General features: G+C 63.1%; 11 protein-coding genes. 3 read left to right on the plus strand and 8 right to left on the minus strand.

Annotated elements, in window-relative coordinates; all coding sequences use genetic code 11:
* Window positions 1–57 precede the first annotated feature (57 nt).
* The 4 genes from B2790_RS23000 to tcyJ form a co-directional block, all read right to left on the minus strand.
* Window positions 58–1,299: an SfnB family sulfur acquisition oxidoreductase gene (locus B2790_RS23000; RefSeq protein WP_286919851.1), complete on the minus strand. Its 1,242-nt coding sequence runs from the start codon at window positions 1,297–1,299 to the stop codon at window positions 58–60.
* A 326-nt stretch (window positions 1,300–1,625) separates the two neighbouring features.
* Window positions 1,626–2,384 carry an L-cystine ABC transporter ATP-binding protein TcyN gene (gene tcyN, locus B2790_RS23005; RefSeq protein WP_013970435.1) on the minus strand — a complete coding sequence of 253 codons (759 nt, stop codon included), beginning with the start codon at window positions 2,382–2,384 and terminating at the stop codon, window positions 1,626–1,628.
* A 2-nt stretch (window positions 2,385–2,386) separates the two neighbouring features.
* Window positions 2,387–3,055: a cystine ABC transporter permease gene (gene tcyL / locus B2790_RS23010; RefSeq protein WP_025337317.1), complete on the minus strand. Its 669-nt coding sequence runs from the start codon at window positions 3,053–3,055 to the stop codon at window positions 2,387–2,389.
* Complete coding sequence (gene tcyJ / locus B2790_RS23015) at window positions 3,052–3,846, minus strand: cystine ABC transporter substrate-binding protein (protein WP_003257420.1); 795 nt, start codon at window positions 3,844–3,846, stop codon at window positions 3,052–3,054. Before tcyJ ends, tcyL begins: the two co-directional genes overlap by 4 nt.
* Window positions 3,847–4,239: 393 nt before the next feature.
* Here tcyJ and epsC point away from each other — a divergent pair, with 393 nt between their 5' ends.
* Window positions 4,240–5,172, plus strand: a complete 933-nt coding sequence (gene epsC / locus B2790_RS23020; protein WP_075044312.1) for a serine O-acetyltransferase EpsC — start codon at window positions 4,240–4,242, stop codon at window positions 5,170–5,172.
* Window positions 5,173–5,489: 317 nt separating this feature from the next.
* On the plus strand, window positions 5,490–7,451 hold the full coding sequence (gene betT / locus B2790_RS23025; protein ID WP_170929293.1) for a choline transporter BetT: 1,962 nt from the start codon (window positions 5,490–5,492) through the stop codon (window positions 7,449–7,451).
* 119 nt (window positions 7,452–7,570) lie between these two features.
* Here the strand turns inward: betT and tauD are convergent, their stop codons facing one another.
* The 4 genes from tauD to tauA are packed head-to-tail and all read right to left on the minus strand — an operon-like array spanning window position 7,571 to window position 11,077.
* A complete protein-coding gene (gene tauD / locus B2790_RS23030; RefSeq protein WP_075046922.1) occupies window positions 7,571–8,404 on the minus strand; it encodes a taurine dioxygenase in 834 nt (277 codons plus the stop codon).
* A gap of 48 nt (window positions 8,405–8,452) precedes the next feature.
* Window positions 8,453–9,292, minus strand: a complete 840-nt coding sequence (gene tauC / locus B2790_RS23035) for a taurine ABC transporter permease TauC (RefSeq protein WP_286919852.1) — start codon at window positions 9,290–9,292, stop codon at window positions 8,453–8,455.
* Window positions 9,289–10,077, minus strand: a complete 789-nt coding sequence (gene tauB / locus B2790_RS23040; RefSeq protein ID WP_286919853.1) for a taurine ABC transporter ATP-binding subunit — start codon at window positions 10,075–10,077, stop codon at window positions 9,289–9,291. Before tauB ends, tauC begins: the two co-directional genes overlap by 4 nt.
* A 28-nt stretch (window positions 10,078–10,105) precedes the next feature.
* Entirely contained in the window at window positions 10,106–11,077 is a 972-nt protein-coding gene (gene tauA / locus B2790_RS23045; RefSeq protein ID WP_286919854.1) for a taurine ABC transporter substrate-binding protein, read from the minus strand.
* 622 nt (window positions 11,078–11,699) lie between these two features.
* Between tauA and B2790_RS23050 the strand changes: the two genes are divergently transcribed.
* Window positions 11,700–13,037, plus strand: a complete 1,338-nt coding sequence (locus B2790_RS23050; protein WP_075044316.1) for an OprD family porin — start codon at window positions 11,700–11,702, stop codon at window positions 13,035–13,037.
* Window positions 13,038–13,039 lie beyond the last annotated feature (2 nt).

A 13,039-nucleotide genomic window follows, 5' to 3' on the forward strand; every position in this document is an offset into this window, starting at 1 on the left:
TCCTGTGGGAGCGGGCGAGCCCGCGAAGGGCTGCGTAGCAGCCCCAAAGGCAGCAAGTCAGATCCAGGAATGCCGCGCGGGCAAGGTGCCGTTGAGGTGGTAAGCGCCAACCGCGTGGTACTTCCAGCGCACCGGGTCATGCAGGGTGTGCACCCGGGCATTGCGCCAGTGGCGGTCGAGGTTGAACTCGGCGAGGGTGGCGCGGCTGCCGGCCAGCTCGAACAGCTTTTCGCTGGCCTGCAGGGCAATCTCGGTAGTCAGCACCTTGGCCTCGGCCACCGCGATCGAAGCCCGCGCCGCGCTTGCAGCATCGACCGGCGCGGCGTTGACCTCGTCGAGGACCCGCGCGGCCTTGCGCAGCAGCGCTTCGGCGGCGTGCAGCTCGAGCTTCAGGCGGCCGATGTCGGCGATTACATAGGGGTCGTCGCTGGCGCGGTCGACCTTGGCCTCGATCCATGGCCGGGCCTTTTCGCGCACGAAGCTGATGGCGTCATCGATCGCCGCTTCGGCAATTCCGGCATCGATCGCCGCCTGGATCAGCTGCGAGGCAGCGCCCTGGATGTTGGGAATGTCGCGCTGGCGCCAGTTGTCGATCACCAGGTCGGCATCCACCGGTACCTGGTCGAGCAGCACGGTGCCGCTGGCAGTGGTGCGCTGTCCGAACCCGGACCAGTCATCGACGATGCGCAGCCCCGGGCTGCCTCGGCGCACGAATGCCAGGCGCTGGCGGCCTTCGTCGTCCAGTGCCTTGACCGCCACCCAGTGGGCGAACAGGGCGCCGGTGGAATAGAACTTCTCACCGCTGATGCGATAGCTGTCGCCGGCGCGGGTGATCCTGGCCTTGAGGGTCAGGGTGTCCTTGGTGCCGCGTTCGGGGCCGGCATTGCCGATGCGCCAGCCATCGAGCACGCTGCGGAAGATCACCGCCTGTTGCGCCTCGGTGGCAGTCAGGCGCAGCAGTTGCAGCATGCCGAACTGGTTCTGCGGGATCTGCCCCAGGGCCGGGTCGGCGGCGCTGATCAGGCGGAACACTTCGGCCACGGTCTCGAATGACACATCGGGGCCGCCATGGGCCTTGGGTACGCTGATGCTGCCCAGGCCGCTGCGGGTGAACAGTTCGATCTCGGCCCATGGCAGTTTGCGTTGCTGGTCGCGGCGGGCGGCCTGCTCGCGGGCGACCTCGGCCAGTTCGCGGGCCGCTTGCAGGGCTTCGGCGTCGTTGCGCAGTACCTTGGCCGGCAGCAGCAGGGGCGAGCTGTCGAGATCGCTGTGGAATTGGGTATTAGGTTGGCTGGACATCAGTACCGCTCCTTGGCTGCACTCAATGCCCTGGCGTTACGCACTGGGGTGATTGTGATCCTGACCATTCCTGACCTCACAAAAAAGTAATGCCGCTACAGCTGATCGCGACAGATGTGTGCTGGTCCGGTGGTCCGGTTTATATACCCTAATGCTTTATAAAAAGTTTATGAACTAACTCTTTGGAATATGTATAGAAGGGGGATTTTGCTGCGGATGTGCCGGCCTCTTCGCGGGCACGCCCGCTCCCACAGGTACAGCACAGATCTTGAAATCGGTACCACACCTGTGGGAGCGGGCGTGCCCGCGAAGAGGCCGCAACAGGTTTACTCGGAGGCAGCAGTCCCCAGGAACTTGCGCAAGAACTGCCGGGTACGCTCTTCCTTCGGCGCCGCAAACAGCGCCTTGGCCTCGCCCTGTTCCACGATCACGCCCTTGTCGAAGAAGATCACCCGGTTCGCCACATCGCGGGCAAAGCTCATCTCGTGGGTAACGATGATCATGGTGCGCTTCTCCTCGGCCAGGCCGCGGATGGTCGCCAGCACTTCACCCACCAGTTCGGGGTCCAGCGCCGAGGTCGGCTCGTCGAACAGGATCACCTCCGGTTCCATGGCCAGGGCGCGGGCGATGGCCACCCGTTGCTGCTGGCCACCGGAAAGCCGCCGCGGGTAGGCGTCTTCCTTGCCCGCCAGGCCAACCTTGGCCAGCAGGCGCCGGCCCAGTTCGATGGCCTGCTCGCGGGGCGTCTTCTTGACGATCACCGGCCCCTCGATCACGTTTTCCAGAGCGGTGCGATGAGGGAACAGGTTGAAGTTCTGGAACACGAACCCGGCCTGCTGGCGCAAGCGGCGAATCGCACTTTGCTGCCCACCCAGCGGGCGGTTGGCGTCGATGCTGATGTCGCCAATCTGGATCTGCCCGGCATCGGGTGTTTCCAGCAGGTTGAGGCAACGCAGGAAGGTGGTCTTGCCCGAGCCGCTGGGGCCGATGATGGCCACCACTTCGCCGGGCTGCACGGTCAGGTCGATACCGTTGAGCACGGTCTGGCCCTTGAACCGCTTGGTCAGGCCTTTGACTTCAATCATGCTCAATGCTCCTGGTCATGCTGGTTGACTCGCGCTTCCATGCGGTTCTGGAAGTGCGCGAGGATGCTGCACAGCACCCAGTAGATGACCGCCACCGCCACGTACATGGTGAACACTTCGAAGGTGCGCGCGGTAATCAGCTGGGCCTGGCGGAACAGCTCGGGCACCTGGATGGTCGCCGCCAGGGCGGTGTCCTTGACCAGCGAGATGAAGCTGTTGCCCAACGGCGGCAGTGCGGTGCGCAAGGCCTGGGGCAGGATCGCCCGGCGCATGGCCTGGACGCGAGTCATGCCGATACTGGCGGCGGCCTCCCACTGGCCACGGTCGATCGAGGAAATCGCCGCGCGCAGGATTTCGCAGATGTAGGCGGCCATGTTCAGCGACAGGCCGATCAGCGAGGCCGGGATCGGGTCGAGCTCGATGCCGATCTGCGGCATGCCGAAGTAGATGACGAACAGCTGCACCAGCAGCGGCGTGCCGCGGAAGAACGACACGTAAACCCGCGCCAGCCAGTTCAGCGGCAAGATCTTCGACAACCGCATCAGTGCCAGGGCAAAGCCCAGCAGCAGGCCGAAGAACATGCCGCCAACACTGAGCAGCACTGTATAACCCGCGCCCTTCAGCAGGAAGGGCGCGGAGTCGACAACGAGTTGCAGGCTTTCAGCAATCATTTGGTGACATCGGCACCGAAGTATTTCTCGGAAAGCTTGGCTAGCGTGCCGTCAGCCTTGAGCTTGTCCAGTGCCTTGTTGATCGCTGCCAGCAGTTCCGGCTCGCCTTTGCGCAGGGCCACACCGCTTTCCAGGCGCGAGAAGGCATCGCCGGCCAGTTCGGTGTCCTTGGCTTTTTGCGCGTATTCCAGCGCGGCCAGGCGGTCGATCAGGATGGCGTCGATACGGCCGTTGCGCAGGTCGGCGAACTTGCTCGGGTCGTCTTCATAGGTGCGCACATCGGCTTGCGGCACATCCTTCTTGACCCATTGCTCGTAGTTGGTGCCCAGGCCCACGCCGACCTTCTTGCCGGCCAGGTCTGCGGCCTTGTGGATGTTCAGCTGCTCGGCCTTCTTCTTCAGGATCAGCGCCTGGATGCCGGAGATGGTGTAAGGCTCGGAGAAGTCATACTTCTTCTTGCGCTCTTCGGAGATGGTCACCTGGTTGATCACTACGTCCAGTCGCTTGGACTCCAGTGCGGCGAGGATGCCGTCCCACTTGGTCGGCTGCACCTTGGCCTTTACCCCCAGCTCCTTGGCCAGCAGTTCGGACAGTTCCACTTCGAAGCCGGTCAGCTTGCCGTTTTCGTCCTGGAAGCTGAACGGTGGGTAGGTGCCTTCGAGGCCGACGTTGATCACGCCTTTTTCCTGGATGGTCTTCAGCTGCTCGCCGGCGAAGGCCTGGCCGAGCAGGCCGGCACCCAGCAGGAGTGCCAGGCTGGCGTTGAGTAGCGGTTTGGCGAATTTCGACATTTCAGAGCCCCGCGCTTGTTGTGTAAGTGGTGGGTGGCGACTATAGGGTCGGCTGCTTAGGCCAGGAAATACTAAAAAATTATTTTGTTATTCCCTTTTTGGTTTTTGCCAGGTGCTGGCTGCTTTGAGGGTAGGCGAGGTTGCCTGCTCCGTCATCGCGGCTTATGCCTGACTTAGCGCAGGATGGAATAAAGCGTTGTTTTTTCCAAGGGATGGATTTGCCGTAGAGTGGATTGCATGTAGGCAGGTTCGGCCCTTTCGCGGGCTCGCCCGCTCCCACAGAGACCGCACAGGCATCGAAACCTGTGCAGTCCCTGTGGGAGCGGGCAAGCCCGCGAAGAGGCCGGACCTGCAAATAAAAATGAGTTTGGCCTACTCAGGCAGGAGAAAACCGTGAGCGAACAACCTTCACCCGGGCAGTGGCAGTTGCAGAGCATCGTCAACGGCCTGCGCGGAGCCCGTGAACAATGGCGTACCCGCAATGGCCGCAGCAGCGGCGAGCAGGGCGGGCGTGAGCTGCCTTCGCGCGAAGCGATGCGGCACATCCTGGAGCAACTGTGCGGCGCACTGTTCCCCATGCGCCTTGGCCCGGTCGACCTGCGCGAAGAAAGCGAAGACTTCTACGTCGGCCATACCCTGGATGCCGCGCTGACCGCCTTGCTGGCCCAGGCCCGCCTGGAGCTGCGCTACGCCGCACGGCAAAGCAAGGGCGAGCTGGCCGGCGTCGATGCCCATGCGCTGAGCCTGGTGCAGGGCTTCGCCGCCGCCCTGCCGGGCCTGCGCGTGCTGCTCGACACCGACGTGCTGGCCGCCTACCACGGCGACCCGGCGGCGCGCAGTGTCGATGAAGTGCTGCTGTGCTACCCAGGCATCCTGGCGATCATCCACCACCGCCTGGCGCACCACCTGTACCAGGCCGGCCTGCCGCTGCTGGCGCGGATCAGCTCGGAGCTGGCGCATTCGGCCACGGGGATCGACATTCACCCCGGGGCACAGATCGGCCCGAGCTTCTTCATCGACCACGGTACCGGCGTGGTGATCGGCGAAACCGCGATCATCGGCGAGCGCGTGCGGATCTACCAGGCAGTGACCCTGGGCGCCAAGCGCTTCCCCAGCGATGAATCGGGCACCCTGCACAAGGGCCTGCCACGCCACCCGATCGTCGAGGACGATGTGGTGATCTATGCCGGGGCCACGGTGCTGGGGCGGATCACCATCGGCAAAGGCTCGACCATTGGCGGCAATGTGTGGCTGACCCGCAGTGTGCCGGCCGAGAGCAACATTACCCAGGCTAACCTGCAGCTGGATTGCCAGGACAAGAACTGATCTGTACTGGCCTCTTCGCGGGCTTGCCCGCTCCCACAGGTACTGCACAAGATTCAATGTTTGTGCGGTCCCTGTGGGAGCGGGCAAGCCCGCGAAGAGGCCAGTGCAGGAGGGCACCAATCAGCGCCCCAATTCGCATTGAAATCCGATCCATGTTTAACTTGAACGCTTGTTCAATGAAAAAACGCTGGTCCGCTGCCGGTGTTCAACAGGAGGATTCCTTTGCTGAACCCGTTCATTCCGAGCCTTACGTCATTCGACGAGGTGCGCCCCCAATGAGTGCACCGACCCCTTCCCTTGCCAATGGCAAGATCCGCATGAACCCCCCGGTGTTCTATTTCGCGGCAAGTTTCATCCTCATCTTCGGCCTGGTGGTCATTTCCTATCCGCAAGCAGCAGGCGACTGGTTGCTGGCGGCGCAGAACTGGGCGGCCAACACGGTCGGCTGGTACTACATGCTGGCGATGACGCTGTACCTGGTCTTCGTGGTGGTCACCGCCTTGTCCGGCTACGGCAAGATCAAGCTCGGTGCCGACCACGACGAGCCCGAGTTCAGTTACCTGTCGTGGGCCGGCATGCTGTTTGCCGCCGGCATCAGCATCACCTTGTTCTTCTTCTGCGTGTCCGAACCCCTGACCCACATGCTGCAGCCGCCCCAGGGCGAAGCGGGCACGGCCGAGGCCGGGCGCCAGGCAATGCAGATACTGTTCCTGCACTGGGGCCTGCATGGCTGGGGCGTGTTCGCCTTCGTCGGCATGGCCCTGGCCTACTTCGCCTACCGGCACAACCTGCCGTTGGCCTTGCGTTCGGCGCTGTACCCGCTGATCGGCAAGCGCATCAACGGGCCGATCGGTTATGCGGTGGACGGCTTCGGCATCATCGCCACGGTGTTCGGCCTGGGTGCCGACATGGGCTTTGGCGTGCTGCACCTGAACGCCGGCCTCGATTACCTGTTCGGCATCGACCACAGCCAGTGGGTGCAGGTGCTGCTCATCACCTTGATGATGGGCGCGGCGGTGGCCGTGGCCGTCGCCGGGGTGGAGAAGGGCGTGCGGGTGATGAGCGACATCAACCTGTTCCTGGCCTGCGCGCTGTTGCTGTTCGTGTTGTTCGCCGGGCCTACCCAGCACCTGTTCAACACGCTGATCCAGAACCTCGGCGATTACCTGGGTGCCTTGCCGCGCAAGAGCTTCGACGTTTATGCCTACGGCGAGAACCGTGACTGGCTGGGCGGCTGGACGGTGTTCTACTGGGCCTGGTGGATTGCCTGGGCGCCGTTCGTGGGCCTGTTCATCGCCCGCATCTCTCGTGGCCGCACCATCCGCGAGTTCGTCTTTGGTGTGCTGTTGATTCCGCTGGGCTTCACCCTGGCGTGGATGTCGATCTTCGGCAACAGCGCCCTGGACCAGGTCATCAACCACGGCATGACCGCGCTGGGCCAGTCGGCGCTGGATAACCCGTCGATGAGCCTGTACCTGCTGCTGGAGACCTACCCCTGGAGCAAGACGGTGATCGCCATGACGGTGTTCATCAGTTTCGTGTTCTTCGTCACCTCGGCCGACTCGGGCACCGTGGTGCTGTCGACCTTGTCGGCCAAGGGTGGTGATGCCGACGAGGATGGGCCGAACTGGCTGCGCATCTTCTGGGGCGCGATGACGGCGCTGATCACCAGTGCGCTGTTGTTCGCCGGCAGCATCGATTCGCTGAAGTCGGCGGTGGTGCTGACCTCGTTGCCGTTCTCGCTGATCCTGCTGTGCATGATGTGGGGGCTGCACAAGGCGTTCTACCTGGAGTCGCAACGGCAGATCGCGCAGATGCATTCGCTGGCCCCGTTCGCCCAGTCACGCCGCGGCCGTGGTGGCTGGCGCCAGCGCCTGAGCCAGGCGGTGCACTTCCCGTCGCGTGATGAGGTGTACCGCTTCATGGACGACGTGGTGCGCCCGGCAATTGCCGATGTGCGTGAAGTGTTCGAGCAGAAGGGCCTGGTGCTGATTACCCAGGACGACCCGAGCCACGACAACGTCAGCCTGAAGATTGGCCATGGCGAGGAACAGCCGTTCATTTACCAGGTGCAGATGCGTGGCTACTTCACGCCATCGTTCGCCCTGGGTGGGCTGGGTACGCAAGAGTTGAAGAACCGCCGTTACTATCGGGCGGAGGTGCACCTGAGCGAAGGCAGCCAGAACTATGACCTGGTGGGCTACAGCAAGGAGCAGATCATCAACGACATCCTCGACCAGTACGAACGGCACATGCAGTACCTCCATCTGGTCAGGTAATAACCTGTACTGGCCTCTTCGCGGGCTTGCCCGCTCCCACAGGTCCTGCACAGATTTCAGAAACTGTGTTGAACCTGTGGGAGCGGGCAAGCCCGCGAAGAGGCCGGTACAGGCAACAACTAAAAGGGCGCATCCCCGAGGATGGTCGCCCGATGCATCACCCGCCGGTTCGGCCGGTAGTCATCCACGGCAAAATGCTGGGTCACGCGGTTGTCCCAGAACGCCACGTCATTCTCCTGCCACCGCCAGCGAATGCTGAACTCCGGCCGCGTCGCATGGGCGAACAGCAGCTTCAGCAGTGCCTCGCTTTCCAGTTCGCTCAGTTCATTGATGCGCGTGGTGAACCCCTCATTGACGAACAACGCCTTGCGCCCGCTCACCGGATGCGTGCGCACCACCGGGTGCGACAGCGGCGGGTTGTTGCGCCGGGTTGCTTCCCAGCGCGCCAGGTCTTCCGGCGTGGTACCAAAGCGCTCCAGCGGGAACGACTTGGTGAAGTCATGGGTAGCGGTCAGCCCGTCGAGCAGCTCGCGCAGCGGCGCCGACAAGGCTTCGAAGGCCGCGATGCCGCTGGCCCACAGGGTGTCGCCGCCGTAGGCCGGCAACTGCTTGGCGCTGAGCACCGCGCCCAGGGCCGGGGTCGGCAAGAAGGTCACGTCGGTGTGCCACACGGCGTTGTCGCGCACATCGGTAACCGCCGTATCGAGGATCAGCACCTGCGGGGTTTCGGGCACGTTGGGGTAGATCGGGTGGATGTGCAGGTCGCCGAAGCGGGCGGCAAAACGTGCCTGCTGCTGCGGGTTGATCGGCTGGTCGCGGAAGAACAGCACCTGGTGTTGCAGCAGCGCCTGCTCGATGGCGTCACGTTCTTCGACGGTGATATCGCGGCTGATGTCCACGCCGCTGATCTGGGCGCCAAGCGCCGGGCTGAGGGGGGTGATGGTCAGGCTCATGTCGGTCTCTTCAATCAGGCGCCAGGCTGCTGGCGTGGTCAACAGGATTCAGTGGCTCTGCCCGTGCCAAGGCACCAGTTTGCGTTGCAGGGCACGCAGGCTCATTTCCAGGGCGAAGGCAATCAGCGCGATCAGCAGGATCCCCAGCACCACCACATCGGTAACCAGGAACTGCGCCGCCGACTGCACCATGAAGCCCAGACCGCTGGTGGCGGCGATCAGCTCGGCGGCCACCAGGGTCGACCAGCCAACCCCCAGGCCAATGCGGATGCCGGTGAGGATGTCGGGCAGGGCGCTGGGCAGGATCACGTGGCGGATCAGCTGGGCTTTGGTCGCGCCGAGCGACTGCGCGGCACGCAGCTTGGCCGGGTCGACCGTGCGCACGCCGGTGGCGGTGGCAATGGCGATGGGGGCGAAGATTGCCAGGTAGATCAGCAGCACCTTGGACAGCTCGCCGATGCCGCACCAGATGACGATCAGCGGCAGGTAGGCCAGCGGCGGGATCGGCCGGTAGAACTCGATCAGCGGGTCGAGAATGCCGCGGGCCACGCGGTTGTAGCCGATGGCGATACCCACCGGGATGGCGGTGAGGGTGGCGGCAAGCAGGGCCACGCCGATGCGCCCCAGGCTGGCACCCAGGTGCTGCCACAGGCTGGCATCCATGTAGCCTTGAGTCAGCAGGGCCCCGGCCTTGGCCAGGATGTCGGCGGGCGAGGGCAGGAACAGCGGCTCGATCCAGCCGGCCGCGGTCACCAACCACCAGGCCAACAGCAGGCTGGCCAGGGTCAGGGTGCTGATCCAGCGGGTGGGCAGGGGGCGGCTCAGCTTGGTGGCTCGCCGGGGGTGGGTGTTGCGTTTGCCGGCGACCGGCAGGTCCAGGCTGCTCATGCGCGCTCCTGCAGGCTTTGACGTTGGGAGAACACCCGCGCCAGTACATGCTCGCGGGTTTCGATGAAGGCCGGGTCGGACTTGATCGCCCGCGCCGGTTCACCGGCTGCGTAGCGTTGGCCGAAGTCCAGTTGCAGGCGCTCCACCACGCGCCCCGGGTTGGGCGCCAGCAGCACCAGCTCGCTGGCGAGGAACACTGCTTCTTCGATGTCGTGGGTAATCAGGAACACCGGCTTGGCGGTGCGTTGCCATACCTGCAGCAACAACTCCTGCATCTGTTCGCGGGTGAAGGCATCCAGTGCGCCGAACGGCTCGTCCATCAGCAACACCCGTGGGTCGGCTGCCAACGCCCGGGCCAGGCCCACGCGCTGCTTCTGGCCACCGGACAATTGCCAGATACGCCGCTCGCCAAAGCCGTCGAGGTCGACCAGGGCCAGCATTTCGCGGGCCTTGGCTTCACGCTCGGCGCGTGGCACGCCGGCCAGTTCCAGGCCGAAGGCGACGTTGCCCAGCACGTTCTGCCAGGGCAGCAGCGCATCGTCCTGGAACACTACGCCGCGCTCGGCGCCGGGGCCCTGGACGGGCGCGCCGTCCAGGGTGATGCGCCCGCCGCTGGGGGCGACGAAGCCGGCGATCAGGTTGAGCAGCGAGGTCTTGCCGCTGCCGGAAGGCCCCAGGGCCACCAGCAGTTGGCGTGGCCCCAGGCTCAGGTTGATGTCGGCCAGTACCGGGGTTTCGGCACCGGGGTACTGTGCGCTGATGCGCTCCAGTTCGAGCAAGGCCATGGCAGGCTCCGGTCGGTTTTCTACAGGCTTAGTTGGGGAGGTACTGGGCGCTGACGTACGGGGAGTAGTCCGGCAGCACCGCGTCGACCTTGCCTTGCTGCTTGAGGAAGGTGGCCGTGTCGGTCAGCGCCTGGGTGGTCGGTGCGCCCAGTGCATTGGCCTGGTCGGCGGCCAGCGGGTAGACGTTGCCCTGCAGCAGCACCGGGATGTCAGCAGGCTTGGCGCCAGACAGTTTGGCCAGCTTGCTCACGTTGTCGGGGTTGGCCAGCCAGGCTTGCGGGTTCTTGCGGTAGTCGGCGTAGGCGTCGAGGGTGACCTTGGCAAAGGCCTTGACCACGTCGGGGTGCTTGGCGGCAAAGTCCTTGCGCACGATCCATGCGTCGAAGGTCGGTGCGCCTTTCTCGGCCAGCTCGCCGGAGGTGATCAGCACCTTGCCGTTTTCCTTGGCCACGCCCAGGGCTGGGTCCCAGACGTAGGTGGCGTCGATGTCGCCGCGCTTCCAGGCGGCAATGATCGCCGGCGGCGCCAGGTTGAGGATCTGCACCTTGGACGGGTCGATGTTCCAGCTCTTCAGTGCGGCCAGCAGGCTGTAGTGGCCGGTGGAGACGAACGGCACGGCGACTTTCTTGCCGACCAGGTCTTGCGGCGTCTTGATGCTGTCGCGGGCGACCAGTGCTTCACCGGCGCCAATCTGCGTGGCGATCAGGAAGGTCTCGACTGGCAGCTTGCGGGTGGCTGCGGCGGCCAGTGGGCTGGAGCCCAGGTAGCCGATCTGTACATCGCCGCTGGCTACGGCGGTGATCACGTCGGCGCCGTTGTCGAATTTGCGCCAGTCGATGCTGGCCTTGCTGGCTTTTTCGTAGCTGCCATCGACCTGCGCCACCTTGGCCGGGTCAACGGTGGTCTGGTAGGCCACGGTCAGGTCGGCAGCCTGGGCCAACCAGCTGGCGCTGGCGAGGGTCAGGGCGGCGAACAGGCGCAGCGGAGCGTGCGGGATCATGGTGAACCTCTCGTCAGGCAATCGATGTGATGGATGGCGAGAAGGCTAAATGATCTAAGAAAAGTAAAATAAATAACTTTTTTGCATTAGCTTAGGAGCCAATTGCTTTAACGACGCTGTCTTTACGCGATCCCCTGTGGGAGCGGGCGTGCCCGCGAAGCAGGCGACGCAGTGGATGGCACCGGCGTAGCCGGTGTTCGCGGGCATGCCCGCTCCCACATCGAGCGCACGAAGGCCGCAACATGGGTAATCCTGCGCAATGGCGAAATCACAGACGGCTGCTAGGCTTTTTCGTCCCGATAGAACGATACGGAATTAGGTTATGAGCAAACGTTTGCAAATAACCAGAGGTTATGAAAAGCGAGCTGCTGCTAACGAATCGCAGTAACAGTTCCTAACATATTCCTTAAAAATCTTACCAATTCATAAAACGGTCATTTTGGATTTATAGGATTGTCATTATCCTGTAGCGCAGGTGGCGTCTTAGACCAAAGTCGCGAAACGTTTAGAAACGATTGACTAAACGGTCACGCTTTGGGACTAAATCGCCAATCCACGGTGAGCGGGGCAGCAGATCCCACCGCCAGAGATACACAAGAATTAGAACGTAGAGGAGCAAAACATGTACAAGTCCAGCCTGGCCCTGGCCGTGGCACTGGGGGTTCTCGCCCAACAAGCAGGCGCTGCCGGTTTCGTTGAAGACAGCAAACTGTCGCTCAGCTCGCGCACCATGTACTTCAACAACGACAATCGTGAAGCTCACGGAGATGTTCGTCCGGATCAGCGTGAATCCGGCCAGGGCTTCAAGCTCGACTACATCTCGGGCTTCACTGAAGGTACCGTTGGCTTTGGTGTTGATGCCCAAGCGCTATGGGGTATTCACCTGGATGGTGGCCAGGGTTACCACAAGGGTGGTTTCTTCCCGGATGACGGCAAGGGTTCTGCAGCCCAGTGGGCCCGTTTTGGTGCCAACGCCAAGGCTCGCTTCTCGAAGACCGAAGCGCATTTCGGTAGCGCGCTCGCGCCAAACCTGCCGATCCTGGTCTCCAACGATGGCCGTCTGCTGCCGCAAACCTTCGAGGGTGGCACCATCACCTCGAAGGAAATCGACAACCTGACCATCAACGCCGGTCAGCTGACCCATGCCATGGGTCGTGCCTCGAGCAACCGTACCGGTCTGTCCGTTGCGGGCGCTACCGCTGAAAGCAACAAGTTCCGCTACGGCGGCCTGGACTACAAACTCACTCCAGACCTGACCCTGCAGTACTACTACTCGAATCTGGAAGACTTCTACAAGCAGCACTTCCTGGGTGCTACCCATGTCTTCAAGATTGCTGACGACCAGTCGTTCAAGACCGATCTGCGCTACTTCGATAGCAGCGCCGACGGCAAGAACAAGAAAGGTGGCCCAGGCGAGTACAACTTCAATAACAACGGCGGTTACGAGAAGACCGACGGCAAGATCGACAACAAGACCTGGTCCGCCATGTTCACCTACACCCTGGGTGGCCATGCGCTGATGCTCGGTCACCAGCAGGTCGGTGACGACGGCGGCTTCGTATGGCTCAACCAGGGCAGCCTGGTCAACGACAGCGGCACCTCGGAAGGCGCTGGTGGTTCCAGCTTCTACCTGTTCACCGACAGCATGATCAACCAGTTTGCTCGCGCCGGTGAGAACACCACCTTCGGTCAGTACTCCTATGACTTCGCGTCCCTGGGCGTTCCAGGCCTGAAGGCTTCGGTGGCCTACCTGCGTGGTGACGATATCCGCAACAAGTCGGGCGACGGCAGCTACAACGAATGGGAACGTGACGCGCGCGTCGACTACACCATTCAGCAGGGTACCCTCAAAGGCTTGGGCTTCAGCCTGCGTCAGGGTGTCTACCGTGGTAGCGGCGAAAGCAGCGCTGACCAGGATCAGACCCGCTTCATCGTGAACTACACTTACGCCTTCATGTAAGT

This window comes from Pseudomonas sp. UBA6753 (assembly GCF_002453565.1).
Lineage (GTDB): Bacteria > Pseudomonadota > Gammaproteobacteria > Pseudomonadales > Pseudomonadaceae > Aquipseudomonas > Aquipseudomonas putida_Z.

What these genes read in the sequence shown, in the direction of transcription:
- tcyJ (WP_003257420.1), bottom strand. Translation starts at nt 3,846, where the DNA reads ATGTCGAAATTCGCCAAACCGCTACTCAACGCCAGCCTGGCACTCCTG.
- tauD (WP_075046922.1), bottom strand. Translation starts at nt 8,404, where the DNA reads ATGAGCCTGACCATCACCCCCCTCAGCCCGGCGCTTGGCGCCCAGATC.
- tauB (WP_286919853.1), bottom strand. Translation starts at nt 10,077, where the DNA reads ATGGCCTTGCTCGAACTGGAGCGCATCAGCGCACAGTACCCCGGTGCC.
- betT (WP_170929293.1), top strand. Translation starts at nt 5,490, where the DNA reads ATGAACCCCCCGGTGTTCTATTTCGCGGCAAGTTTCATCCTCATCTTC.
- tcyN (WP_013970435.1), bottom strand. Translation starts at nt 2,384, where the DNA reads ATGATTGAAGTCAAAGGCCTGACCAAGCGGTTCAAGGGCCAGACCGTG.
- tauC (WP_286919852.1), bottom strand. Translation starts at nt 9,292, where the DNA reads ATGAGCAGCCTGGACCTGCCGGTCGCCGGCAAACGCAACACCCACCCC.
- tcyL (WP_025337317.1), bottom strand. Translation starts at nt 3,055, where the DNA reads ATGATTGCTGAAAGCCTGCAACTCGTTGTCGACTCCGCGCCCTTCCTG.
- B2790_RS23050 (WP_075044316.1), top strand. Translation starts at nt 11,700, where the DNA reads ATGTACAAGTCCAGCCTGGCCCTGGCCGTGGCACTGGGGGTTCTCGCC.
- tauA (WP_286919854.1), bottom strand. Translation starts at nt 11,077, where the DNA reads ATGATCCCGCACGCTCCGCTGCGCCTGTTCGCCGCCCTGACCCTCGCC.
- B2790_RS23000 (WP_286919851.1), bottom strand. Translation starts at nt 1,299, where the DNA reads ATGTCCAGCCAACCTAATACCCAATTCCACAGCGATCTCGACAGCTCG.